The organism is Haloarcula pellucida (assembly GCF_014647235.1).
Classification (GTDB): domain Archaea; phylum Halobacteriota; class Halobacteria; order Halobacteriales; family Haloarculaceae; genus Haloarcula; species Haloarcula pellucida.
In genome coordinates this window covers 234,532-256,810 of the sequence record NZ_BMOU01000003.1, presented here as the reverse complement: position 1 = coordinate 256,810, position 22,279 = coordinate 234,532, and the positions used below count along the sequence as shown (strand labels likewise).

The following is a 22,279-nucleotide window of genomic DNA, read 5'->3' as shown; positions in this document are numbered from 1 at the left end:
GTCGAAGGCACGCTCGGCGTTCGCCGAAACATCCGTCGGAAAGAGGCGACGCTGAAAGCGGTACTCGCGGAGGATACCGGGGTCGTCGGTGGTCCGCTCGACGCGGTTGACCAGCAACGGGACGACCGTGGTCCGTGCGAGTTGGGGCAGTCGGCCCAATGACGCGGTTCGCCAGTCGGCTGTGGCCCCGTGAGTCAGCGACTGAGACGGCGGCCTGAACGGTTTCGGCGATGCCGTCGACACAGCGCTACAATACGGTTTTGTTCGCCGACCGGGAGGAGTATGGTCGGTCCCGAGTAACGGTCGCCGCTCCCAGCGCTGGGCGGGGCGTCAAGTACACCACCGAGGCACACTATCTGCGGACCATATCGTTCTGATACGTTATCAGTAGTGCTGGGGAGGATATCGGAATATAGTATTGTGCAATATCTCCAAAACCGTTATAGGAGTGGATCCGATAGGTGGTATTGAACAGAAATGTGCCAACAACGAATTACTGTGTTCGGGTATCGGAGGGTGAACAGATGGCAGGACTAGAGATTCCCACGTGGGACCCGGAGACGGCCTTGCTCATCGGCACGATCCTGCTGGAAGCGGTCCTGCTGTACGTGGGCTATGGCGGTCTCGAACGGCTCTTCGGGCCACGACTCATGGCGTTCATAGTCGGAGGTGAAGAGAATGCTCGATAGCGTCCTCGACGGGCTCGGCATCTTGGGGACCAGCCCCGAGATGCTGGCGCTGTTCGTCGGGTTCGGCCTCGTCGTCGGGGTGTTGTTCGGGTTCTTCGGCATGGGCGGGTCGTTCCTCGTTACCCCTGCCCTGCTGATGCTGGATTACCCGGCGCCCGTCGCGGTCGGTAGCGGGATGGCGTTCGTCTTCGGGACGGCCGTCATCGCGACCCTGAAACACCACGACCTCGGGCAGGTCGACTACAAGCTCGGCGCGATCATGATTACGGGGACGACTATCGGAATCGAGGTCGGACGCGCCAGCGTCTACTACCTCGAATCGCTGGGACTGGCCGGCGCTCTCATCAGCGTCGCGTACGTCGTCCTGCTCGGCGGCGTCGGTGCGATGGTCACCCGTGACGCCCGAAGAGGCGACGGCAGCGGTGACATCGACCACGAGGCCGCCGATAAGGACCTCAGCGAGTACGAGATTCCCGAAATCGCCAAAACGATTCAGCAGACCGTTCGGATTCCGCCGATGGTGACGCTCCGTGGTGACGTCCGCGTTTCCGCGTGGGTTATTACGGCCGTCGCCTTCGCGACCGGCCTCCTGTCGGGCTTTCTCGGCGTCGGTGGCGGCTTCATCCGGATGCCCGCCATGATCTACGCGATTGGCGTCCCGGTTCCCGTCGCCGTCGGTACCGACCTCTTCGAGATCGTCTTCTCCGGCGGTCTCGGGAGCTATCTCTACGGACAGGGCGGCGGCGTCGACCTCGGTATCGTCGTTCCGCTGCTGTTCGGGAGCGCACTCGGTGCCCGTATCGGCTCCGCCGCGACCGCCGTCGTCGACGCCGACGGTATCAAAGTCTACTTCGGCGGGATGCTACTCGTCGGTGCTACCGCGGTCGGCATCGGTGAGGTCGGCTCCTACATCGGGAGTCCGACTCTCGAGATGGTCGGGTTGGTACTCGTCATCGGTGCGGCGGTCGTCGTCGCCGTTGCGATCCTCTACACGTCGGTCGTCTCACTACGCACGACGCGCAAGCAGCAAGCAGTCACCGCGGACTGACTGGATCTACCCGGCGTCGATATGCCGTCTCACGGCCGCGGTCATCTGTTGCTGTCTGCCCACTAGACGACACATCGCGGACTCGTCGCCACCGCGCTCTCCAGTAGGTGTGGCGCGCAATTGTGCAATCCATACACAAATCTTTTAACAACACAGCACGTACGAATACGTGATACCGATGCCAGATTCGATGTCCGAACAACTCCAGCGGGACATGGTGTGTGAGGGGCTCCTCGAGTGTTTCCACGGGCTCAAGCAGCTCGATAAGGAGATATTTCAGGAACTCGTCCAGACCGAAGAGCCGCTGACGATCGACGAGATCGCCGAAAAGGTCGACCGCGAGCGGTCGACCGCGTACCGTGCCGTACAACGGCTACTGCAGGCCGGCTTCATCCAGAAGGAGCAGGTGAACTACGAGCAGGGCGGGTATTACCACGTCTACAGGCCGACCGACCCCTCGAACATCGCTGACGACATGCAGCGGATGCTCAACGATTGGTACGCGAAGATGGGCCAGCTCATCCAGGAGTTCGAAGAGAAGTACGAGCAGTCTGAGCCCTCGACTCCCACTGTCGAAAGCTAACTTCGTCTCTCACCGTGTAGCGGTCCGGTTTTCCGACGGCGAGCTGGTTTTCTCGCGGGGACGAAGGGACACTGCCGACACGTCGATTCGACAGTTAGAATTGTTCAGTATTGTGTGTATCCCCCAAAACACTTAATTGGCACTGGCGCTTACGAACTGGTGATGGCAACTGATACTGCAGCCGACACCGGCACTACCACCACGAACGAACCCCTCCACGTCGACGGGCAGTCCCAACTCGACGACGTCGTCGCCGAGCACGACGTCGTCCTCACGGACTTCTACGCCGACTGGTGTGGCCCCTGCCAGATGCTCGAACCCATCGTCGAGACGCTGGCCGCAGAGACCGACGCGACCGTCGCCAAAGTCGACGTCGACGCCAACCAGCAACTCGCGGCCGCCTACGGCGTCCGGGGCGTCCCGACGCTCGTCCTGTTCGCCGACGGGGAGCGAGTCGAGGAGGTCGTCGGCCTCAAAGCCGAAGGGGAGCTCCGAGCGCTCATCGAGTCCTACACGGAATAAATGACTGAGGACGTACACGACCTCGTCATCGCCGGCTCGGGGATCGCTGGCCTCTCGGCGGCGGTCTACGCTGCGCGCGCCGACCTCGACCCCCTCCTCCTCGAGGGCGACGAACCGGGCGGCCAGCTCACGCTGACGACCGACGTCGAGAACTACCTCGGGTTCCCCGACGGCGTCGGCGGCATGGAACTCGTCCAGCGCGGGAAATCGCAGGCCGAACAGTTCGGCGCGGAGTTCCAGCACGGCCGCATCGAGTCCGCCACTCTGGATGGCCAGCCGCTGGAACTGTCGCTGTCGACCGGCGATACGATCCGCACGCGAGCGTTGGTCGTCGCGACCGGTGCGAGCGCACGTTGGGTCGGTGCCGAGAACGAGGCCGAACTCATGGGCCACGGCCTCTCGACGTGTGCCACCTGTGACGGCGCGTTCCACCGCGGCGACGACGTCCTCGTCGTCGGTGGCGGCGACAGCGCGATGGAGGAGGCACTCTTCCTCGCGAAGTTCGCCGACTCCGTGACGGTCGTCCACCGCCGTGAGGAACTGCGTGCGTCCGAAATCATGGCTGACCGCGTCCGCGAACACGAGAACGTCCGGGTCCGCTGGAACACGGAACTCGAAGCCATCCACGGCTCGCAGGAAGAGGGCGTCACCGGTGCCACGCTCGTCTCACATCCCGACGGGTTCCCCAGAGAGAAGGCCGAGTCCGGTACCGACGTCGAACGGGAGACAGTCGACGTCGGCGGCGTGTTCTACGCCGTGGGTCACACGCCCAACACCGAGTTCCTCGACGGGACCGGTGTCGAACGCGACGGGGAGGGCTACGTCCGGACCCGGACCGACGAGACGGGACGGCCGACGACGAACACGGCCGTAAACGGCGTCTTCGCCGCCGGTGACGTAGCAGACCCCGCGTATCGACAGGCGATCACGGCCGCCGGGACCGGCAGTATGGCGGCCCTCGACGCCGAGCAGTTCCTCGAAACGCTCGCGGAAGAAGCGCAGTCCCCTGTCGAGACACCGGCTTGACACCGCGCCGGCGACGTCGGACGGAGCGCCGGCCCGGCCCAGAGCGACCACGTCGACCGCCGCCGCTCGGGTATCCACTCGAACGCTACGACGAGCACCGAGGCGGCGACGTGAACAAAAACGGCACCGAAGAGATGAGTTGGGGGGGTCGGTCGCCGATAGAGCGTGGTGGGCAACAAAGTACTCGACCAGCGACCGAGATGGATCTCCTCGCCGGGCGGTGATAAGCGGCCTGAAACTGCCGGCAGTAGCACCGATAGTTCTTGCCCGAAGGCACGCTTCGACGTGACAGTTCGAGGTGTGTGGTTCGGCGGCGACCGCCGCCGAGGAGGGTCGGGCAGAGACCGGAGCGGTACGTACCACGTCGTCGCGGGTGAGCCCCGCTGAGACCCGGTAACACTCACGTCAGCACGTATTGAAGTGGCTTCGGCGCGTATCCCGGCTAATGACGGACCCAACTCCCACACCGGGCATCCACCACGTGACGTGTATCGCCAGCGACCCACAGCGGACCGTGGACTTCTGGATCGAGACGCTCGGTCTCAGACTCGTGAAACGGTCCATCAATCAGGACGACCCCGAGACCTACCACTTCTTTTTCGCCGACGCCGAGGGGACGCCGGGGACCAGCATGACGTTCTTCCCGTGGGAAGACCTCACGCGGGGGACGGTCGGGTCGGGACAGGTCTCCCGGACCGCGTTCCGCGTCCCCGAGGGCAGTCTCGACTACTGGGAGGACCGCTTCGACGAGTACGGGGTCGACTACGACGACCGCGTCGAGCGGTTCGGAGAGACGGTCCTCCCGTTCCGCGACCCCGACGGCCTCCCGGTCGAACTCGTCGAAGTCGAGATTCCCGAGGACGATCCGACGGTCCCGTGGACGGAATTCGTCCCCGAGGATTCCGCTATCCGCGGGTTCCACTCGGTGACGCTGTGGCTGGCCGATCCGGCCCCGACGGCGGACTTGCTCCGGACCATGGGCTTTGCGGAAGTGGGCACCGAACAGGCACAGGGCGATAGGCCGGGCGACGAGCGAACCCGCTTTGCCGCTACCGGCCCGGTCGGGACGTACGTCGACGTCCTCCCGACCATCGAGAGCGGCCGGCAGGGTCACGGCACGGTCCACCACGTCGCGTTCCAGACGCCGACCGACGAGGACCAGCAGGCGATGCGCGAGGCCGTCCAGTCGGCGGGACTCCGACCCACACAGCAGATCGACCGCCACTGGTTCCGCTCGGTGTACTTCCGGGAGTTCGGCGGCGTGCTATTCGAACTCGCGACCAGCGACCCCGGCTACACTGACGACGAACCGCTCGAGGAACTCGGCGAGCGACTCGTCCTCCCCGGGAAGTTCGAGGGCCAGCGCGAACAGATAGAGGCCGGGTTGACCGACGTGACGGTGCCGCGGGCCGAACAGGCCGAGGCCGACGACTGAGCGGGCGTCGCTGGGTCGGCCGCGGCAGTCGGGTCACGCGGTCAGGTCGAGGCCACCGAGCCGGCGGGCGTTGAGGGCGACGATAATCGTCGACAGCGACATGAAGACGGCCCCGACGGCCGGCGAGAGGAGGACGCCGACCGGCGCGAGAACCCCGGCCGCGAGGGGCAGTGCAAACACGTTGTAGCCGGTCGCCCACACGAGGTTCTCCTGCATCTTGCGGTAGCTTGCTTTCGAGAGGCGGACGAGGCGTACCACGTCGACCGGGTCGTTGTCGACGAGGACGATGTCGCCCGCTTCGATGGCGACGTCCGTCCCGGAGCCGATGGCGATGCCGACGTCCGCCCGCGTCAGCGCGGGGGCGTCGTTGACACCGTCGCCGACCATCGCGACCAGTTTCCCCTCGGACTGGAGCCGTTTGACTTTCGTGTCCTTCTCGTCTGGCAGCACTTCGGCGAAGTACTGGTCGATACCGAGTTCCTCGGCGACGGCCCGTGCCACGTCCTCTGAGTCGCCGGTCAGCATCGCTACCTCGATGCCCATCGCGTGCAGTGCCTCGACGGCCCGATAGCTCTCCTCGCGGACGACGTCCGCGAGCGCGAACGCCGCCACGATATCGGTCTCGTCACGGACGAGATAGACGACGGTCCGTGCGTTCGCCCCCGCCTCGTCGGCGAACGCCGTGATGGCGGGCGGCCGCTCGATGTCGAGTTTCTCGACGAGGTTGGGGCCGCCGAGATGGACAGGGTCGCCGTCGACGGTCGCTCTGACGCCGAGACCACGGAGGTTCTCGAAGTTCGAGGCCGGCGCTCGCTGGACGCCGCGCTCCTGTGCCGCGGTCCGGATGGCGCGGGCGATCATGTGTTCGGAGTCGCCCTCGACGCCGGCGGCGACCGCGAACGCGCGCTCCTCGTCCCACGCGCGTACGTCGGCGGCTTCTTCGCGCGGACCTGCCCCGTGCGACCGGCCCGTGGCGCTTTGTGCCTCGCTGTCGGCGTCCCCTCGTGGCGTCCCCGAGGCGACGCTGACGCCGACGACGCCCTGTTCGCCTTTCGTCAACGTCCCCGTCTTGTCGAACATCACCGTATCGAGGTTTCGGGCCTCCTCCATCGCGATGCGGTCGCGGACGAGTATCCCGTTCTCCGCGGCCGTCGAGGTGTTGATAGCGACGACCAGCGGGACGGCGAGTCCGAGCGCGTGCGGACAGGCGACGACGAGGACCGTCACGACCCGTTCGAGGACGCCGATATTGAGCCCTGACGCGACGACCCACGCGACGCCGGTGATGCCAGCGACGGAGAGGGCGACGTAGAACAGCCAGCCGGCCGCGCGGTCGACGAGTAGCTGGGTCCGGGATTTGGATCGTTGGGCCTCCTCGACGAGTCGCATGATACCCGCGAGTGCGGTCTCCTCGCCCGTCTCGGTGACGCGAACGCGCAGACTGCCGTCCTGGTTGACCGTCCCGGCGACGACCGGGTTACCGGGTTCCTTGCCGACGGGCCGGGATTCACCGGTGATCATCGACTCGTCGACGGACGACTCGCCGTCGACGACTGTCCCGTCGGCCGGGACGCTGGCGCCCGGTCGGACGAGCACGACGTCGCCTTCCGAGAGGTCGGAGACCGGAACCGTCTCCGTGTCCCCACCCTCGGTGACGCGCTCGGCGGTGTCGGGCATGAGCGTCGCCAGTTCGTCGAGTGCGCCGGACGCCTGTCGAACGGAGCGCATCTCCATCCAGTGGCCAAGCAGCATGATGTCTATCAGCGTGACGAGTTCCCAGAAGAAGGGCGTCGTGCCCTCGAGGAACAGACTGGCGATGGAGTAGCCAAAGGCGACGGTGATGGCGAGCGAGATGAGCAGCATCATCCCCGGTTCGCGATTCGCGAGTTCCGCGCGAGCCATCGAGAGGAACGGGACGCCGCCGTAGGCGAAGACGACGACCGACAGGACAGGCGTAATCCAGACGCTACCCGGGAACGCGGGCGCAGTGTAGCCGAACACGTCCTGAACGAACTCGCTGAAGAAGACGACCGGAATCGAGAGCACGAGCGACACCCAGAACCGGCGCTTGAACAACCGTTCGTGGCCGCTGTGGTCGGTGTGTGTGCCGTGGCCGCCGTGACCGTCGGGGTCTGGTGCGTCGTGGGCAGACTCGCCGTGGACGTGTTCCGTGTGGGCGGGTGACGGCGTGTGCTGCTCGGCCGATGGTGGTCCCGGCCCGCGCGTCTCGGTATTCGCGTCTAGCTGGCAAATCCGACAGCACGGAACCGTCGATTCCGACCGGTGAGGAACGTCCGCTTCCAGCGAGTCTGACCGGCCGTATTCCGGATGATCGTCCATGGGTTAGCTATCGGGCGCACCCACCATCATGTTGTTGTACAGTTGACAGCAGTCGGCGAGTGGGGCGGACGGGCATACGGAGTCGACTTCCTCGGTCAGTCCCCGGGGGGCGAGCGGCAGTGAGAGACCGGTGGAGTCCGTTGGGTACCGCGCTGGTTGAGTACCAAACGTCTTTACCAAACAGGGGCTAGATAGTGAACTATCGATGGACACCGTTTGCAGTTCGACAGCGGGTCTTCGCGACCGGTCCCGAGCCCGTTCCGACACACCGTATCGAAGCGGCGTTACGTCTGAGGGAGACTGATGGCGGATTCTGACTCACCGCTCGACTCCGCGGGCATCCTCCTCGCTGGGACGGCTGGCTGGCTCGAACGACTCGCCGAACGGATCGACTCGGACACCGCTGGGACAGTACACACCGCCGAGACGGCAGCGAACGCGCTCGATGCCGTCCGGGACGGCCTCGTCGACTGTGTCGTCACGGCGTACGCGCTCGATGAGACGACCGGTGTCGAACTCGTAGAAGCGGTTCGAAGCGAAGAGTCGGCGGTACCCGTTCTCCTCGGGACGGCCAACGGGAACGAGACTATCGCCAGCGACGCGATCGCGTCCGGCGTCACCGACTATATCGTGGTAACGGAGCCGATCGACCGGACTGTCGACACGGTACTGAACCGTACCGAAGAAGCGCTCCGTACCACGTCGCAGGCGGACGTCCAGCGCGACCGAGCACAGCAGTTCGACGCAGTGTTCAACGACACGCAGACGGCGACGTGGGTGCTAGACCCCGACGGGACGCTCGTCCGTGCGAACGAGAGGGCGCGTGAGATGATCGACGTAGACGCCGAAGCGGTTCTGGGCGAGCCCTTCTGGACGCTGCCGTGGTGGTCACAGACGGCGGCGATGCAGGACGACGTCCGACAACTCGTCGAGGAGACGCGGGACGGGACCGCCGGCAACTCGATACTCTCCGAACCACCGGACAGCGAATCCCAGCGCGTCATCGATCTGTCCGTTCGCCCCGTCGAAAACGAACGCGGCGACCTCACGTCGATCGTGATCAGGGGCGTCGAGATCACGGAACGAGTCTCGCTCGAACGCGACCTCCGACAGTCAGAGGAACTCCACCGAGTGACACTCAACAACATGACCGACACCGTCCTCATCACGGACGAGGACGGCGAGTACACGTACGTCTGTCCCAACGTCCACTTCATCTTCGGATACACGGCAGCGGAGATTCGCGACGGGGGAACGATCGACGACCTCCTCGGCGAGGACCTCTTCGACCGCGACGAACTCGCAGCGACCGGGAGCCTGAAGAACATCGAGTGTACGGCGACGGACAAGGCCGGCCGTGAGCACACGCTCCTCGTCAACGTCCGAGCGGTCGACATTCAGGGCGGTAAGTTCCTCTATAGCTGTCGAGACATCACGAAACGCAAGCAACGCGAGGAGGCGCTCGCGACGCTTCAGGAACTGGCGCGTGGGTTCCTGTACGCCGGAACGCACGACGAGATTGCCCAACATATCGTCGAAGACTCGCCGAGCGCCCTCGATCTCGAGGCGACCGCGATATATCTGTTCGACGCCGACACCAACGAACTCCGGCCCGCCACACACTCACAGACCATGCGCGACCTCCACGGCCCACTGCCGAGGATTCACGCCGACGGTGACTCGCTTCCGGGGTACGCGTTTATCGAAGGGACGGCGCTGTTTTTCGACGACGTCCACGAGGCAGACCGACTCGAAAACCGGGCCACAGACCTCAGAAGTGCGGGCTACGTCCCGCTGGGCGACCACGGTATCTTCGTCGCAGGGTCTCCGGACGTCGCCGCGTTCGACGACGTCACCCGAGAACTGGCAGACCTGCTCGCGGCGACCGCCGAAGCAGCGCTCGATCGGGTCAGACGGGAGTCACAGCTCCGCGCACAGGACAGACAGTTACAGCAGCAAAACGAACAGCTCACGGCACTGAACCGTATCAACGAGACGATCAGAGCCATCGATAGGGCGATCGTTCAGGCGGAGACGCGTGACGAGATCGACCACACCGTCAGCGAACTGCTGACCAGTGACGAGCGGTTCAGTTTCGCCTGGATCGGCGGCGTCGATTCGACGACCGACACCCTCGAACCACGGGCGTGGGCGGGGGACGAACAGGGATACCTGGACAGTCAGAAGTTCACCGTCGATGCGTCGGGCACCGAGCCAGCCGGGAAGACAGCGGCGACCGGCGACGTGACCATGGTTCCCAACGTCGCGACCAACCTCCGGGAAGACGAGTGGCGAGCGGACGCGCTCACCCGCGATTTCATGTCCGTGCTGAGTATCCCCCTCGTGTACAACGATCTCACGCACGGCGTCTTGACCGTCTACGCCGATACCCGGGACGCGTTCGACGAGACCGCCCGTGCCGTACTGGCCGAACTCGGGGAGACGATCGCCTCCGCACTCAGTGCCATCGAGCGGAAGAACGCCCTCCTCACGACGTCGCTGACGCGCGTCGCGTTCGAAATCGACGACGAGACGTTCATCCTCTCGCGTCTCGCTCGGGTGGCCGACTGCACCCTCTCGTATCAGGGGGGCGTACAGCAGACGACAGACGGGAGTTACGTGTTCGTCACCGTCGAGGACGCCGTCGTCGAGACCGTGGCGGCCGCCGCATCCGAACTAGCCGGCATCGACGACGTCCGACAGATAAGCGAAGAAAGCGACGGCGGTGTCCTGCGGCTTGGACTCGCTCGGCCGTTTCTCGCACTGGAGTTGGCCGACCACGGCGCCGTCTTCCGGGAGGCGACCGCCGATGCGACGTCGACGACACTGACCATCGACGTCCCGGACAGTATCGACGTCCGGAACATCTCGCAGTTGGTCGACGAAGCGTTCTCCGACGTCGAACTCCACAGTAAGCAAACGTTCGACCAAGCGGCCGAACACGACGTCTACTCGCGGTTCCTCTCTGACCTCACCGAACGGCAACTCGAAGTCGTTCAGACGGCCTATTACAGCGGCTTTTTCGAGTCGCCGCGCGAGAGTACCGGTGAAGACGTCGCGACGATGCTCGATATCTCTCCGCCAGCGTTCTATCAGCACGTCCGGACGGTCCAACGGAAACTGTTCACGACGCTCTTCGAGGAACAGAGCGTCTCGGTTGCGGCATCGGGCGACAGGGTTCAATAGTTAACACCCGGCCCTCAGCGTACTTTGATGCTAAACTGCTGGATATTCGCTCGTACCCGCCTTTGTACCACGTGAGTGCCACGGACCGACGGCTGGCACTCGTGAACGCACAATGAGAGATGTCTCGCAGACCCCCGACGAGGAAACGCCGTACGAGTGCTTCGAGTGTGGGTCCGTCGTCGTTGCGGAGGACAACCCAGACCCCTGTCCTAACTGTGGCGGCGAGATGCGAAACCGACAAACTCCGATGGAGTAACGATGTCGCTCGGTTCGGGAATCGCCGCCACCGGAACGACCGATGGCCACGCAGGCCCGCCGATATCTGATTCGGCGGCCGGTACGGAGCGCTCACCGATGGCCGTGAACACGGCTGCCGCGAAACGCGGGCCCGCTGGTCTGACCCAGACGTCCGGGGAGGGACAGCGACACTCTCAGGATTCGACTCAGCTATGACAGACGTCCAAAGTCGCCTAGAAGAGACGAGAGCCGTCAGACACGTAGCGGAACCGACGTCGTTGCCGGTCTTCCGGTCCGTCACGCGAATCTGGCACTTCCCCAGTGGAGACGCGCTCCTCGAACTCGCAGATCATCGCGACTGCCTACTGCCGAACGTCGACCGCGTCGACGTTCCAGCGAGCGAGAGAGAGCGGGTCGGAGATGCTGTGGCACTCGATACGGAGACCGCTGTTCGTGTCTCCGAAGAACAGGGCCGTGTGATTATTAAAGAATTTGATAAGAAGATAATACTGTAACAACACAAAACCGAGAAACCGAGCGGAGTAAGCCCTGTATCCAGTGGCTACGCTGTCGACAGATAGTGTAAGTCTCCGGATGAAATGGATAGCTTTTGGTGTCTCGATTTCGCTGGTCGATACATGTCCGATGTAAATCCGTACCAGAGTTTACGGACACAGATCGACGAGGCAGCAGAGTACCTTGACGTCTCCGACGGGCAGATCGAGCGGCTGAAAAATCCCGAGCGGATACTAGAGACGAACCTTTCGGTCGAGATGGACGACGGTTCGGTCGAGGTGTTCCGCGCGTACCGCTCGCAGTTCAACGGTGACCGTGGGCCGTACAAGGGCGGCATCCGCTACCACCCGCAGGTCAGCCGCGACGAGGTCAAGGCCCTCTCGGGGTGGATGGTCTATAAAACGGCGACGAGCGATATCCCGCTCGGCGGTGGGAAAGGCGGCATCGTCATCGACCCGGCCGAGTACTCCGAGAGCGAACTCGAACGAATCACGCGCGCCTTCGCGAAGGAACTGACCCCGCTTATCGGCGCCGACCGTGACGTGCCCGCCCCCGACGTGAACACGGGCCAGCGTGAGATGAACTGGATCAAAGACACGTACGAGACCATCGAAAACACGACGGAGCCCGGCGTCATCACCGGTAAAGACCTCTCGAGCGGTGGGAGCGAGGGGCGTGTCGAGGCGACAGGCCGTTCGACGGTCGTCGCAGCGCGTGAGGCGTTCGATTATCTCGGGAAGGACATCGAAGGCGCGACGGTCGCGGTGCAGGGCTACGGTAACGCCGGGTGGATCGCGGCGAAACTCGTCTACGAGATGGGCGCCGACGTCGTCGCCGTCTCGGACTCCAGCGGTGCCATCTACACCGAGGAGTCGTTCGACCCCGTCGCGGTCAAGGAGTTCAAACGCGAAACCGGGAGCGTCGTCGGGTATTCCGACGCCGAGGACGAACTCACCAACGACGAACTGCTGACGCTCGACGTGGACCTGTTGATCCCGGCTGCGCTGGAAAACGCCATCGACGAGTCACTGGCACACGAAATCTCTGCCGACGTCGTCTCCGAGGCAGCGAACGGCCCGATCACGCCCGCGGCCGACGAGATTCTCAGTGACGACGACGTCCTCGTCGTTCCGGACATCCTCGCGAACGCCGGCGGTGTCGTCGTCTCCTACTTCGAGTGGGTACAGAACCGTCAGCGCTTTTACTGGTCCGAAGACCGCGTCAACGAGGAACTGGACGCGACCATCGTCGAGCAGTTCTGGAACCTCGTCGATGCCTACGAGGACCGAGAGCTACCGTCGCTCCGGACTGCCGCCTACGTCGTCGCGCTCCAGCGCGTCATCGACGCCGGCGAGCAGGCCGGCCGGTGGCCCTAATACGGACTCCCCGGTGTCCCCCGTCGTTCGAGGACGGCACGACGACGCAGGGATAGACCAGTCGTCACCGTCTACCGGTGACACTGCCTGATACTGGTGGCTGTAAGTTCGTACAGATATTCGCCACCCCGGGGTGGCGAATTACTGCAGTTTGTTACAGCCACCAGTATGAGAACGCATCTCGGGCGTGGGCAGCGTCCGACGTCGTCGACGCTCGCATCGAAGCGGTGGGGAGACCTCCCGTCCGTCGTGTACGCGTAGTCACGTGTCCAGAATCTCGGCCAACCGCGCCTCCCCGAGCGTGTCGACCAGTTGCGCGAGTTCGACGACTCGCTCTTCGCCGAGCGTGTCGACCAGTTCCCGTATCTCGTCGGGGTCGAACGTCCGGGCGACGTAGCCGAGGTTCTCGACCATCTCAGTGGTTCGTTCGAGGACGTCCGCGTCCGGTGCGAGACTCAGCGGCCGGTTCGTGAACCGGCCGTCCTCGTTGTAGTAACAGAACCGGAGTTCCGCCTCGTCGGCGTCGTCGGGTTTGACGACCTGCAAGACCCCGTAGCCGTCCTCCCACTCGTCCAGTTCGACTTCGAGGAGATTCTCGTAGCGAGTCATAGGTGCCGATACCAACCGATAGCACCTATTTCTTGGGACTGCGTCAGCGTGAGCCTCTGTCTACGGTTGAGGAACGCAACGATCCCGTTGTATCGACGCATCCGAAGTGTCTCCCGTACCGTCGCGAGGGGGCGTTGCGACGGTCCTCCCGGGGCCTCGACACCTGCGCGGGATGTCTCAGGGCATCGTGGGCGAAGTGTGACCCGGCGCGAAGTCACGTCTCATCGCACACCACCGCCGTTCGCCGAGGATTCGAGACGGGACACCGCGAGCAAGAGGACGACAGAGAGCGCGACTCCGCCGACGGACTGCAGCCACGTATGCGCTCCGGCGAGTGGGCGAGCGAAGACCATCCCCACTGCGACGGCGAACAGTGGTACGAACCGTCTATCCACGAACAGCAGATAGCCCGCTGGCACCAGTGCGTACAGCACGTGACTCGATATGTCCCAGAACGGGGTGACGAGGAGATGTGGGACGGTCGCGGCGACAAGGAGGAGCGCGTACTCCGGCACGATAGCCCCCCAGTTCCGTCTCCGCCAGACGAACCAGATCACGAGTACCCCGATTCCCAACCCCGCGCTGCCAGTGGCGTCTACCCCCCACTCGGGGACCGTCTCGACCGCCAGTGGTACGCCCTGATAGATGGCGAACGCGACGCCCCACCCCAGACCGAGGACGGCGAACCGAGCAGTCAGTCCGGCGGACGAGCGCGCTGAATCGCGGTGCCACTCGAAGCCGATGAGGAGGACGCTACAGAGAAGAACGAAGAGTTCGGGCGCGAAAACCGCCGAGTACGTCTTGGCGATATCTGTGAGCATCTAGAACAGCGACCGTACGTGTCGCTTGTGGCGGTTTCGGTTTGCCGTCGACGTCGGGCACTGCACCGGCGAACTGCGAGAACCAACACCTTTGCCTGCCGCGGTCCACGGCCGAAATAGATGCCCCGGACGAACTCCCGTCCCCCGACACCACCCGGCAAGCCGGTAGTCGGACATACGGCGGCCTTCGTGAGCGACCCGTTCGGCTTCGTCAGACAGTCGGTGGACTCGACTGGCGACGCGTTCCGGATGCAGTTACTGGGCAAAGACGTGTACGTGCTCGCACATCCGGACTACGTGGGGACGGCGTTGTCGAATCCGAATACCTTCGCCAAACCCGACGACTTCGAAGTGGCGTTCGGAGACGCCCTGCTCGCGGTCGAAGGCGACCAGTGGCAGCGACAGCGCCACTCGATGGAGCCGTTTTTCGGTCCGAGGCGTCTCGCAGACCACGCCGAGACGATGACCGAGGTCGCCGCGTCTCGGGTCGCTGACTGGGCGTCGGGGGAGTCCGTCCCCGTCGACGAAGAGATGAAAGCTATCGCCCTGCACAACCTGTTCGAGGTGGTGCTCGGCCAGTCGCTCTCCGACGAGGAAATCGACGAACTGTCGACCGCCGCACAGGCGCTCAATCTGTGGTTCAAGCCGACGTCGTGGGCCCTCCCCGAGTGGGTGCCGACACCCGCCCGTCACAAGTTCAAGCGCGGGAGCGCAGAGTTGCGCGAGCGAGCGCGGACCTTGCTGGCAGCGTCCGGTGAGCGGCCACAGGAGGATAGCCTGCTCGCCACGCTCGCCGAGTTGCGCGACGACCCCGACTCGGCGTACGACCAGTCGGAGGTGCTCGATCAAGTGGTCGGGATGCTGTTTGCCGGACACGAGACGACGGCGCTCGCGATGACCTACGCGTTACACCAGATAGCCACACACCCCACGGTCGCCGACCGGTTCCACGCCGAAATCGACGCCGTCCTCGACGGACGGCCGTCGTTCGATCAGTTGCAAGAACTCGACTACCTCGAACGGATCGTCGACGAGACGCTCCGATTGTACCCCCCGGTACACGCGATTCCGCGCGTCACGACCGAGTCCGTCGGCGTCGGCGACTACGCGATTCCCGAGGGCGCGACGGTGTTGCTCAGCGTCTGGTGTCTCCACCGCGATCCGCGGTTCTACGACGACCCGCTCACGTTCGACCCGGGACGGTGGGCGGAGACCTCGCCCAGAGACCGAGGACACGCGTTCGTTCCGTTCGGGGCTGGCCCACGCACCTGTATCGGACGGCACTTCGCTCGCCTCGAAGCGAAGGCGGTGCTCGCCGAAATCGGTCGGCGGTACCGCCTCGACGCCGACAGCGGTATCGAGGTGGCACCGCAGATGACGACCCAACCGGAGGGGCCGGTGAACCTTCGGGTGTCGGACCGAACCTGACGACGCCGACGCGCGTTTTCGGCTGGTCCGGGCGGCGACCCGCGGGAAGTCGACTCAGGAGTGGCGCGCCCCGTCGGATTCGACGAGGTGACAGGCCGCGCGATGCTCGTCGGTCACCCACACCTCGGCTGGGACCTCGCGGGCACAGACGGTCGGGAAGGCGTCTTCGAGGCGTCTGTGTGCGCGGTCCACGTCGCCGCCGAGGACGTTCGTCAGCGCCGCGTCGAGGGTTTCCTCGGCCGCCGGGTCCCCGAGCGTGTCGGGGATGTCGAACTCCGCACGGATGGCGGCCCGGACTTGCTCGTCGGTGACCGCCCCGACCGGGGTGTCGGCTTCGGCGGCGACGAACTCCCGGACCGACTCGGGGTCGACGCCGTCCGTGGCGAGGCGACGGCGGAAATCGAGGACGGCGCGCCACGCCCGCTGGTCGATGTCGTATCCCGGCGGCGGGATGACCTTCGGACACCGCGTGTGGAATCGGCAGCCGCTCGGTGGGTCACCGGCAGAGGGCACGTCCCCGCGTAGCTCGACCCGGTTGCCACGCTTCCGCGGGTCGAACGTCGGGATCGAGGCGATGAGCACCTCCGTGTAGGGATGCTGTGGCGAGTCGAACAACCGAGCCGTCGGGGCGTCCTCGACGATTTCGCCGAGGTACATCACGGCTGTCCGGTCACAGATCTCGCGGACGATACCCATGTCGTGGGTGATGACGAGGAGCCCGAGGCCGAACTCCCGCTGGATGTCCTCTAGCAACCCGAGAATCGCCGACTGGACGGACACGTCGAGCGCGCTCGTCGGCTCGTCGGCGATCAGCAGGCTCGGGTTGAGGACGAGCGCACGAGCCAGCGCGACGCGCTGTTTCTGGCCGCCGGAGAACTCGTGGGGGTACCGGTCGACGTCGTCAGCCGAGAGGCCGACCCGCTCTAGCAGGTCCGTGGTCACCTCTCGCCGGAGTTCGCGGTCGGTCACGCCGTGGATGACGAGCGGTTCGGCCACCGACTCCCCGATGGTCATCCGGGGGTCGAAACTGGCGCTCGGGTCCTGAAAGATCATCTGTGCATTGCGCCGGAACGCCTTCAGCGCCCGTCCGGAGAGGTCGGTGACTTCCTCGCCCTCGAAGCGTATCGACCCGGCGGTGGGTTCTTCCAGTCGGAGCATCGTCCGGGCCGCGGTCGATTTCCCGCACCCGGACTCCCCGACGAGGCCGACCGTCTCACCCCGTCGGACCGAGAGGTCGATGCCGTCGACGGCCCGCACGGTCCCGACCTGTCGCCTGAGAACGCCCTCGGTGATGGGGAAGTGCTTCGTCAGGTTCTCCACCTCGAACAGCGGCGGCTCAGCCATCCGGGTCACCCTCCGACTGGCCGTTTCGGAGTGCGTCCGGGTCACCGCCGGGCCCGTAGTACACGCAGGACGCGGTCTGGGCGTCCGCGACGTCGTACAGCGGCGGCTGGTCGCCCGTGTGACACTCTTTGCGAGCGTACTCGCACCTGCTGGCGAATCGGCATCCTGGCGGAGGGTCGTGGAGGTCCGGTAGCGTACCCCCGATACTCCGGAGCGGCCGGCCGCGGCCGGGCAGACAGTCAAACAGCACTTGCGTGTACGGATGGGCCGGTGTGTCGAACACTTCGTAGACGCTCCCGCGTTCCATCACCTTCCCGGCGTACAGCACGACGACCCGGTCGGCGAGTTCGGCGACGACGCCGAGGTCGTGGGTGATGAGCAGAATCGCCATGTCGTACTCCGTCTGGATCGATTCGAGGAGGTCGAGCAACTGCGCCTGAATCGTCACGTCGAGTGCCGTCGTCGGTTCGTCGGCGATGAGCAGGTCCGGAGTGGCCGCGAGCGCCATCGCGACGACGATTCGCTGTTTCATCCCGCCGGAGAACTCGTGTGGGTAGTCGTCGTACCGCGTCGTCGCGTCGGGGATGCCGACCTGATTCAGGAGCGTGAGCGCGCGCTCTCTGGCCGCGGCGTCGCTTACGTCCTCGTGGACCTGTATCGCTTCGCGAATCTGCCAGCCGACGGTGTAGCAGTGGTTGAGCGCGTGCTGTGGGTCCTGAAACACGTGGGCGATGCGGTCGCCGCGGATGGCGCGTAGGTCTCGTTCAGAGAGCGACAGCAGGTCTCGGCCGTCGAGTTCGGCCACGCCGCGGACGATACGCCCCGGCGGCATCCGGATCAACTTCGTTATCGTCTCTGCGGTGACGGTCTTACCGCTCCCGCTCTCGCCGACGAGACAGACAGTCTCGCCCCGCTCTACGTCGAAGTCGACGCCGTCGACGGCCCGGAGTGGCCCCCGGTCAGTCTCGAACTCGACGGTGAGGTCACGGACGGACAGCAGCGACAGCTCTTGCTGTGTCTCGGTCGCCCCCCGCTGGTGCTGACTCATCGCTGCCCCTCCGAGCGGGGGTCGAGCGCGTTCCGTAGCGCGTCGCCCACGAAGTTGAACGCCAGAATCGTCAGGAACAGAAAGACCCCCGGAACCGTCGAAATCCACCACGCCGTCCGGAGGTCCGAGCGGCCGGCGGCAATCGTCTGGCCCCACGAGGGTATCGTCGGGTCGCCCAGCGAGAGGAACGCAAGCCCCGCCTCGAACAGAATCAGCCCGGGGATCAACAGCGTCAGGTTCGTGATGACCGTCCCCGAGACGTTCGGCAGGATGTGGCGTCTGATGACGTGTCCCGTGCCTGCGCCGGCACAGCGTGCGACTTCGACGTACTCGTCTTCCGACCGCTGGAGGGCCGCACTCCGGACGAGTCTGGCGGTCCCGCCCCAACTGAGCAGCCCGAACACGAGAATGAACATCAGCAGACTCCCGCCGAAGAGGTAGATGAGCAAGAGGTACAGCAGGAAGGATGGGAACACCTGCTGGATGTCGACGTAGCGCATCAGCACCTCGTCGACGAGGCCGCCGACGTAGGCGGCGACGGTGCCGACCGTCGCGCCGATGCTGATGATGAGAAACGACGTTATCAGGCCGATACGAATCGAGACGCGCATCCCGAGGACGACCAGCGAGAGGATGTCTTTGCCGTCGCCGGTCGTCCCGAGCGGGAACTGCCAGCTTCCGTGACATCGCCCGTCGACGACGTCACCGCCGCAACTGAGCGGGACGGAACTGTCGACGGCGAGACCGACCGGCGGCTGGTAGCTCTGTGTGAGTTCGACCTGTGGCTTGCTGACGAGCAGCGGCCCGACGAGTCCCAGCGTGAAGACGAGAAGCAAAAACCCGAGGCTGACCACGGCGGCCCGATTCTTCCGGAACTCCCGCCAGTAGTGGGCGGTCATCCGTCGGTGGGTCGCCAGCGGGACGAGAACGTAGAAGACGAACAGGGCAAGCGAAACCACGAACAGCCAGTCCAGTTGGGACAGGTCCCAGCCGTCACGGAGTACGGGATTCGGCGAGAACAGCGGGGCTTCTCGAACGTAGTCGAACGCGAAGACGAGTGCCAGCGCCGCGAGCGTGGTCAGGAACCCTGCTGTCTGTCGGCGCAGCACGATGCCGCGTTTGGCCTCCCAGTCGATGTCCTCGAAGCGACGGCGTGGGGAGTCCAGACTCATCAGCGGTCACCGTAGTCGATGCGGGGGTCGAGTACCGTGTAAGCGATGTCCTGTAACAGGTTGCCGACGACGGCGATGAACACGCCGACGAGCGTCGTCGCCAGCACCAGCGGCGTATCCTGATTCTGGATGGCCTTGAAACTCAACTGTCCGAGCCCCGGGATGCCGAACACCACCTCGACGAGGTACGAACTCGCGATGAACAGTCCGAGCAGGTCCGCCACCAGAATCGTCGAGAGCGGCACGGCGGCGGGCCGAAGCACGTGCAACAGCAGTATCCGTCGCTCCGAGACGCCTTTCGCCTTCGCCGTCTTCGTGAAGGTGGCCTCGACGTACTCCAGCGCCTCCGCCCGGGTGTACCGCGTCAGGCTCGCGATAGACCCCGTCGTCAGGACGAACACGGGCAAGACGAGCTGTCTGGCGTTGGCCAGACTGAACACGGGTGCGTCCGGGTCGAAGACGATGGGGACGAGGTCGAGGTGGACGCCAAACAGCACCAGCAGGACGATGCCGAACCAGAAGTTCGGGATCGCGTACCCGAAGAAGGCGAGGAACGTCGCGGCGTAGTCGAACCGGGAGTACTGGTGCGTCGCCGAGTACAGGCCGATAGACAGCCCGAAGGCGACCGTCAGAATCGTCCACGGCACGGAGTACATCATCGTATACGGGAGCGCGTCCGCGATAGCCGCGGTCACCGGCTGGCCCCGAGAGGTGCTGTATCCCCAGTTGAACGTCGCCATGTTGGTCATGTAGTCGGCGTACTGCCGCCACAGCGGCCGGTCGAGGCCGCGCTGTTGCTCGTAGGCCGCTCTGGCGGCCTCCGCGTCGCCACCGGAGACGGCGGCCTGAAACTGGATGCTGGTGAGCGCCTGTTGCTCTGTGACGTACAGCAGTGCCCACGTTATCGAGAGGATGACGAACGTGGCGACGACCGCCCAGAGGAGCCGCCGGGCGACGTACCACCTCATGACTCGAAGTAGTACGTCTGGGAGTTCCAGCCGCTCGCGAACGTCTCCGTCGGTCCGACGAGTTCGTCCTGTGCGCCGACGATGTTCGACGGCATCAGCAGGAAGCCAAAGGGCTGTTCACGGGCGAGTTTCTCGAACACCTCGGCGAATAGCTCTCGTCGCCGCTCCTCGTCGACGGTTCGGGACGCCTTGGCGTACAGTTCCGGGATGTTCGACTCGGGGACGTAGCCGTAATAATTGACGTTCCCCCGTGTCCTGAAGAACGTGGCACTCGAACTTGGCGTTCGCGGGTAGGTGTTGAACCCGAGGACGACGGACATGTCCCACGGTTCCTGACTGACTGAGACGTCGCGTGGCCCACCGTTGAACAGGCCGGCGCTCCACGGGACCTCCGTCCCCCTCGGCGGACTGTTCGCCGCGTACTTCTGCTGGAACGTGTTGCCCGGCACCGTCTCGATGCGGACGCCGATACCGAGGTTCGATTCGACCTCTTGAGCGACGAGTTCCGCCAGCGTCTGGTTGGTCCTGCTCGCTGTACTGGCGTACAGCGAGAGCGTCACCGCCGACCCGTCCGGGCCGAGGAGCGTGTCACCGTCGTACCGGTAGTCGGTCCCCTCGATGGCACGGCGCATCCGCCGTCTGGCCGGGTCCGGCCCGTAGAGGTCGTCGACACCGAAGCGGTACTGTTCGATGCCCGCCTCGACGTACCACTTAGAGAACCGTGGCTGCATCGTGAAGGCCGGTTCGGCGAACCCGCGATAGAGGTTCCCTGCGAGCGTCTGCTTGTTGACGGCACAGACGAACGCCTGCCGGGCCGGAACCTTCCTGAACAGTCGCCACCCGTTGGCCCGCATGTTGTACTTGAGCGCTTGCACGAACGGTTGTGGCTGGACGTACACGTCGACCGTTTCGAGTTCCTGAAACTCCCGAGCGTTCTGCGGAGGGATGCCGGCGCTCGTCACTTCCCCCTCCCGTAGCGCGTTCAACCGAGAGGACTCCTCGGAGATGACCCGTATCGTGTACGAGTCGAAGTACGGTGCGTTGCGCCACTCCTCGCCGACGTCGTCGAGTTCGCGGACGTAGTACTCGTCGTTGCGCGTGGTGACGTACTGCGACTCTCGCTCCCACTCCTCGAACGTGTACGGGCCGAGATTGCCGGTGTACTGGAGTTGGTTGATTTCCTCGTCCTGCTGGAGACCCTGTGTGTCCTTGTCGGGAACGTACGTCTCCAGAATCCCCTTCGGAAGACAGCTCTGGCCCCACATGACTGGCTTGAGCGGGAACGACGGGTCGACGTCGGGAAGCCGGATCTCGAAGGTCAGGTCGTCGATCCGCTCGACCGGAATCGGCTCGCCCTGCCGGAACCAGTCGCCAGCGTTCGTATAGCCCGCCCAGTTGTCCTCCCCCTGAAAGACGTTCCGTATCATGTACACCCAGTCCTCGGCGGTCATCCTGCCGTACCCGCCGCCCCATCGGAGGTTGTCACGGAGCGTGATCCGGTAGGTCTGGCCGTCGTCCGTCGACGGTTCGGCCCAGAGCGGGAACACGTTCTGGTCGTCGTCCACGGCCCACGCACCGTCGAGCGTGAGGCCGACGAACGCCCCGGACGTGGTGTCGTTGGTGAACAGCCAGTTCAGCGAGTTGGCGTCGGACCCGGCGACGCCGACGAACTCGCCGGCCGGTTCCCGTCGTCCCGCCCCGTCGGTGTCGACGCCGGTCTGCGTCTGGGTGGTAGTGGTGCCGCCACCGTCACCGAACAGCCCGTTACAGCCTGCTGCCGACGATGCGACGCCGATGCCCAGCGCCCGGAGCAGACCACGCCGGGTCGGACGAGAGAGCGTGTGGGAAACCCCATCATCGATTGACATTACCTAGCACAGAGGAACTGTGTATTTATTAACCATTTGGGTGGATCCACCGTCTGGGACCAT

At 64.8% G+C, this 22,279-nt stretch carries 19 protein-coding genes and 1 pseudogene; 11 read left to right on the top strand and 9 right to left on the bottom strand.

The genetic code is table 11. The annotated features are described in order from the left end of the window. A pseudogene (locus tag IEY28_RS20965) lies at window positions 1-247 on the bottom strand (universal stress protein); the annotation flags it as partial. A gap of 277 nt (window positions 248-524) precedes the next feature. Here IEY28_RS20965 and IEY28_RS11005 point away from each other — a divergent pair. The 6 genes from IEY28_RS11005 to IEY28_RS10980 all read left to right on the top strand — a co-directional run bounded on the left by IEY28_RS11005 (window position 525) and on the right by IEY28_RS10980 (window position 5,303). Then, the gene (locus IEY28_RS11005; RefSeq protein WP_188997351.1) at window positions 525-689 is read left to right on the top strand and encodes a DUF7512 family protein; all 165 of its coding nucleotides are present in this window, start codon (window positions 525-527) and stop codon (window positions 687-689) included. Then, a complete protein-coding gene (locus IEY28_RS11000; RefSeq protein ID WP_188997348.1) occupies window positions 679-1,737 on the top strand; it encodes a sulfite exporter TauE/SafE family protein in 1,059 nt (352 codons plus the stop codon). Before IEY28_RS11005 ends, IEY28_RS11000 begins: the two co-directional genes overlap by 11 nt. 178 nt (window positions 1,738-1,915) lie before the next feature. Continuing rightward, window positions 1,916-2,320, top strand: a complete 405-nt coding sequence (locus tag IEY28_RS10995) for a helix-turn-helix domain-containing protein (RefSeq protein WP_188997338.1) — start codon at window positions 1,916-1,918, stop codon at window positions 2,318-2,320. 162 nt (window positions 2,321-2,482) lie between these two features. Continuing rightward, a complete protein-coding gene (gene trxA / locus IEY28_RS10990; protein ID WP_188997336.1) occupies window positions 2,483-2,842 on the top strand; it encodes a thioredoxin in 360 nt (119 codons plus the stop codon). Then, window positions 2,843-3,868, top strand: a complete 1,026-nt coding sequence (locus IEY28_RS10985; protein ID WP_188997334.1) for an NAD(P)/FAD-dependent oxidoreductase — start codon at window positions 2,843-2,845, stop codon at window positions 3,866-3,868. It begins immediately after the preceding gene. Between the two features lie 445 nt (window positions 3,869-4,313). Then, window positions 4,314-5,303 carry a ring-cleaving dioxygenase gene (locus IEY28_RS10980; RefSeq protein WP_188997332.1) on the top strand — a complete coding sequence of 330 codons (990 nt, stop codon included), beginning with the start codon at window positions 4,314-4,316 and terminating at the stop codon, window positions 5,301-5,303. Window positions 5,304-5,336: 33 nt separating this feature from the next. Here the strand turns inward: IEY28_RS10980 and IEY28_RS10975 are convergent, their stop codons facing one another. After that, window positions 5,337-7,643 carry a heavy metal translocating P-type ATPase gene (locus IEY28_RS10975; protein ID WP_229783113.1) on the bottom strand — a complete coding sequence of 769 codons (2,307 nt, stop codon included), beginning with the start codon at window positions 7,641-7,643 and terminating at the stop codon, window positions 5,337-5,339. Window positions 7,644-7,946: 303 nt separating this feature from the next. On the opposite strand from IEY28_RS10975, the gene IEY28_RS10970 reads away from it, so the two are divergent. The 4 genes from IEY28_RS10970 to IEY28_RS10955 all read left to right on the top strand — a co-directional run bounded on the left by IEY28_RS10970 (window position 7,947) and on the right by IEY28_RS10955 (window position 12,958). Further along, complete coding sequence (locus tag IEY28_RS10970) at window positions 7,947-10,829, top strand: bacterio-opsin activator domain-containing protein (protein ID WP_188997330.1); 2,883 nt, start codon at window positions 7,947-7,949, stop codon at window positions 10,827-10,829. A gap of 112 nt (window positions 10,830-10,941) precedes the next feature. Continuing rightward, entirely contained in the window at window positions 10,942-11,085 is a 144-nt protein-coding gene (locus IEY28_RS10965) for a rubrerythrin-like domain-containing protein (RefSeq protein WP_166973830.1), read from the top strand. Between the two features lie 193 nt (window positions 11,086-11,278). After that, on the top strand, window positions 11,279-11,581 hold the full coding sequence (locus tag IEY28_RS10960; protein WP_188997328.1) for a hypothetical protein: 303 nt from the start codon (window positions 11,279-11,281) through the stop codon (window positions 11,579-11,581). Between the two features lie 123 nt (window positions 11,582-11,704). After that, window positions 11,705-12,958, top strand: a complete 1,254-nt coding sequence (locus tag IEY28_RS10955; RefSeq protein WP_188997326.1) for a Glu/Leu/Phe/Val family dehydrogenase — start codon at window positions 11,705-11,707, stop codon at window positions 12,956-12,958. 261 nt (window positions 12,959-13,219) lie between these two features. Here IEY28_RS10955 and IEY28_RS10950 read toward each other — a convergent pair whose 3' ends face one another. Both IEY28_RS10950 and IEY28_RS10945 read right to left on the bottom strand, forming a co-directional pair. Beyond that, window positions 13,220-13,567, bottom strand: coding sequence for a DUF8109 family protein (locus tag IEY28_RS10950; RefSeq protein ID WP_166973821.1), 348 nt, complete (start codon window positions 13,565-13,567; stop codon window positions 13,220-13,222). Window positions 13,568-13,788: 221 nt separating this feature from the next. After that, on the bottom strand, window positions 13,789-14,388 hold the full coding sequence (locus tag IEY28_RS10945; RefSeq protein WP_188997323.1) for a hypothetical protein: 600 nt from the start codon (window positions 14,386-14,388) through the stop codon (window positions 13,789-13,791). Window positions 14,389-14,508: 120 nt separating this feature from the next. Here IEY28_RS10945 and IEY28_RS10940 point away from each other — a divergent pair, with 120 nt between their 5' ends. Next, a complete protein-coding gene (locus IEY28_RS10940; protein ID WP_188997321.1) occupies window positions 14,509-15,816 on the top strand; it encodes a cytochrome P450 in 1,308 nt (435 codons plus the stop codon). A gap of 54 nt (window positions 15,817-15,870) precedes the next feature. Here IEY28_RS10940 and IEY28_RS10935 read toward each other — a convergent pair whose 3' ends face one another. The 5 genes from IEY28_RS10935 to IEY28_RS10915 are packed head-to-tail and all read right to left on the bottom strand — an operon-like array spanning window position 15,871 to window position 22,216. After that, a complete protein-coding gene (locus IEY28_RS10935) occupies window positions 15,871-17,160 on the bottom strand; it encodes an ABC transporter ATP-binding protein (protein ID WP_188997318.1) in 1,290 nt (429 codons plus the stop codon). Next, a complete protein-coding gene (locus tag IEY28_RS10930) occupies window positions 17,153-18,208 on the bottom strand; it encodes an ABC transporter ATP-binding protein (protein WP_188997314.1) in 1,056 nt (351 codons plus the stop codon). Before IEY28_RS10930 ends, IEY28_RS10935 begins: the two co-directional genes overlap by 8 nt. Continuing rightward, window positions 18,205-19,380 carry an ABC transporter permease gene (locus IEY28_RS10925; protein WP_188997311.1) on the bottom strand — a complete coding sequence of 392 codons (1,176 nt, stop codon included), beginning with the start codon at window positions 19,378-19,380 and terminating at the stop codon, window positions 18,205-18,207. The genes IEY28_RS10930 and IEY28_RS10925 overlap by 4 nt, the downstream gene beginning before the upstream one ends. After that, window positions 19,380-20,348 (bottom strand): ABC transporter permease, encoded by a 969-nt coding sequence (locus tag IEY28_RS10920; RefSeq protein WP_188997308.1) that lies wholly within the window; start codon window positions 20,346-20,348, stop codon window positions 19,380-19,382. The genes IEY28_RS10925 and IEY28_RS10920 overlap by 1 nt, the downstream gene beginning before the upstream one ends. Then, the gene (locus IEY28_RS10915) at window positions 20,345-22,216 is read right to left on the bottom strand and encodes an ABC transporter substrate-binding protein (protein ID WP_188997305.1); all 1,872 of its coding nucleotides are present in this window, start codon (window positions 22,214-22,216) and stop codon (window positions 20,345-20,347) included. Before IEY28_RS10915 ends, IEY28_RS10920 begins: the two co-directional genes overlap by 4 nt. Window positions 22,217-22,279: the final 63 nt, after the last annotated feature.

Excerpts from the sequence above, each read along its gene's own strand:
- IEY28_RS11005 (WP_188997351.1), top strand. The coding sequence starts at position 525 with ATGGCAGGACTAGAGATTCCCACGTGGGACCCGGAGACGGCCTTGCTC.
- IEY28_RS11000 (WP_188997348.1), top strand. The coding sequence starts at position 679 with ATGCTCGATAGCGTCCTCGACGGGCTCGGCATCTTGGGGACCAGCCCC.
- IEY28_RS10995 (WP_188997338.1), top strand. The coding sequence starts at position 1,916 with ATGCCAGATTCGATGTCCGAACAACTCCAGCGGGACATGGTGTGTGAG.
- trxA (WP_188997336.1), top strand. The coding sequence starts at position 2,483 with ATGGCAACTGATACTGCAGCCGACACCGGCACTACCACCACGAACGAA.
- IEY28_RS10985 (WP_188997334.1), top strand. The coding sequence starts at position 2,843 with ATGACTGAGGACGTACACGACCTCGTCATCGCCGGCTCGGGGATCGCT.
- IEY28_RS10980 (WP_188997332.1), top strand. The coding sequence starts at position 4,314 with ATGACGGACCCAACTCCCACACCGGGCATCCACCACGTGACGTGTATC.
- IEY28_RS10975 (WP_229783113.1), bottom strand. The coding sequence starts at position 7,643 with ATGGACGATCATCCGGAATACGGCCGGTCAGACTCGCTGGAAGCGGAC.
- IEY28_RS10970 (WP_188997330.1), top strand. The coding sequence starts at position 7,947 with ATGGCGGATTCTGACTCACCGCTCGACTCCGCGGGCATCCTCCTCGCT.
- IEY28_RS10965 (WP_166973830.1), top strand. The coding sequence starts at position 10,942 with ATGAGAGATGTCTCGCAGACCCCCGACGAGGAAACGCCGTACGAGTGC.
- IEY28_RS10960 (WP_188997328.1), top strand. The coding sequence starts at position 11,279 with ATGACAGACGTCCAAAGTCGCCTAGAAGAGACGAGAGCCGTCAGACAC.
- IEY28_RS10955 (WP_188997326.1), top strand. The coding sequence starts at position 11,705 with ATGTCCGATGTAAATCCGTACCAGAGTTTACGGACACAGATCGACGAG.
- IEY28_RS10950 (WP_166973821.1), bottom strand. The coding sequence starts at position 13,567 with ATGACTCGCTACGAGAATCTCCTCGAAGTCGAACTGGACGAGTGGGAG.
- IEY28_RS10945 (WP_188997323.1), bottom strand. The coding sequence starts at position 14,388 with ATGCTCACAGATATCGCCAAGACGTACTCGGCGGTTTTCGCGCCCGAA.
- IEY28_RS10940 (WP_188997321.1), top strand. The coding sequence starts at position 14,509 with ATGCCCCGGACGAACTCCCGTCCCCCGACACCACCCGGCAAGCCGGTA.
- IEY28_RS10935 (WP_188997318.1), bottom strand. The coding sequence starts at position 17,160 with ATGGCTGAGCCGCCGCTGTTCGAGGTGGAGAACCTGACGAAGCACTTC.
- IEY28_RS10930 (WP_188997314.1), bottom strand. The coding sequence starts at position 18,208 with ATGAGTCAGCACCAGCGGGGGGCGACCGAGACACAGCAAGAGCTGTCG.
- IEY28_RS10925 (WP_188997311.1), bottom strand. The coding sequence starts at position 19,380 with ATGAGTCTGGACTCCCCACGCCGTCGCTTCGAGGACATCGACTGGGAG.
- IEY28_RS10920 (WP_188997308.1), bottom strand. The coding sequence starts at position 20,348 with ATGAGGTGGTACGTCGCCCGGCGGCTCCTCTGGGCGGTCGTCGCCACG.
- IEY28_RS10915 (WP_188997305.1), bottom strand. The coding sequence starts at position 22,216 with ATGTCAATCGATGATGGGGTTTCCCACACGCTCTCTCGTCCGACCCGG.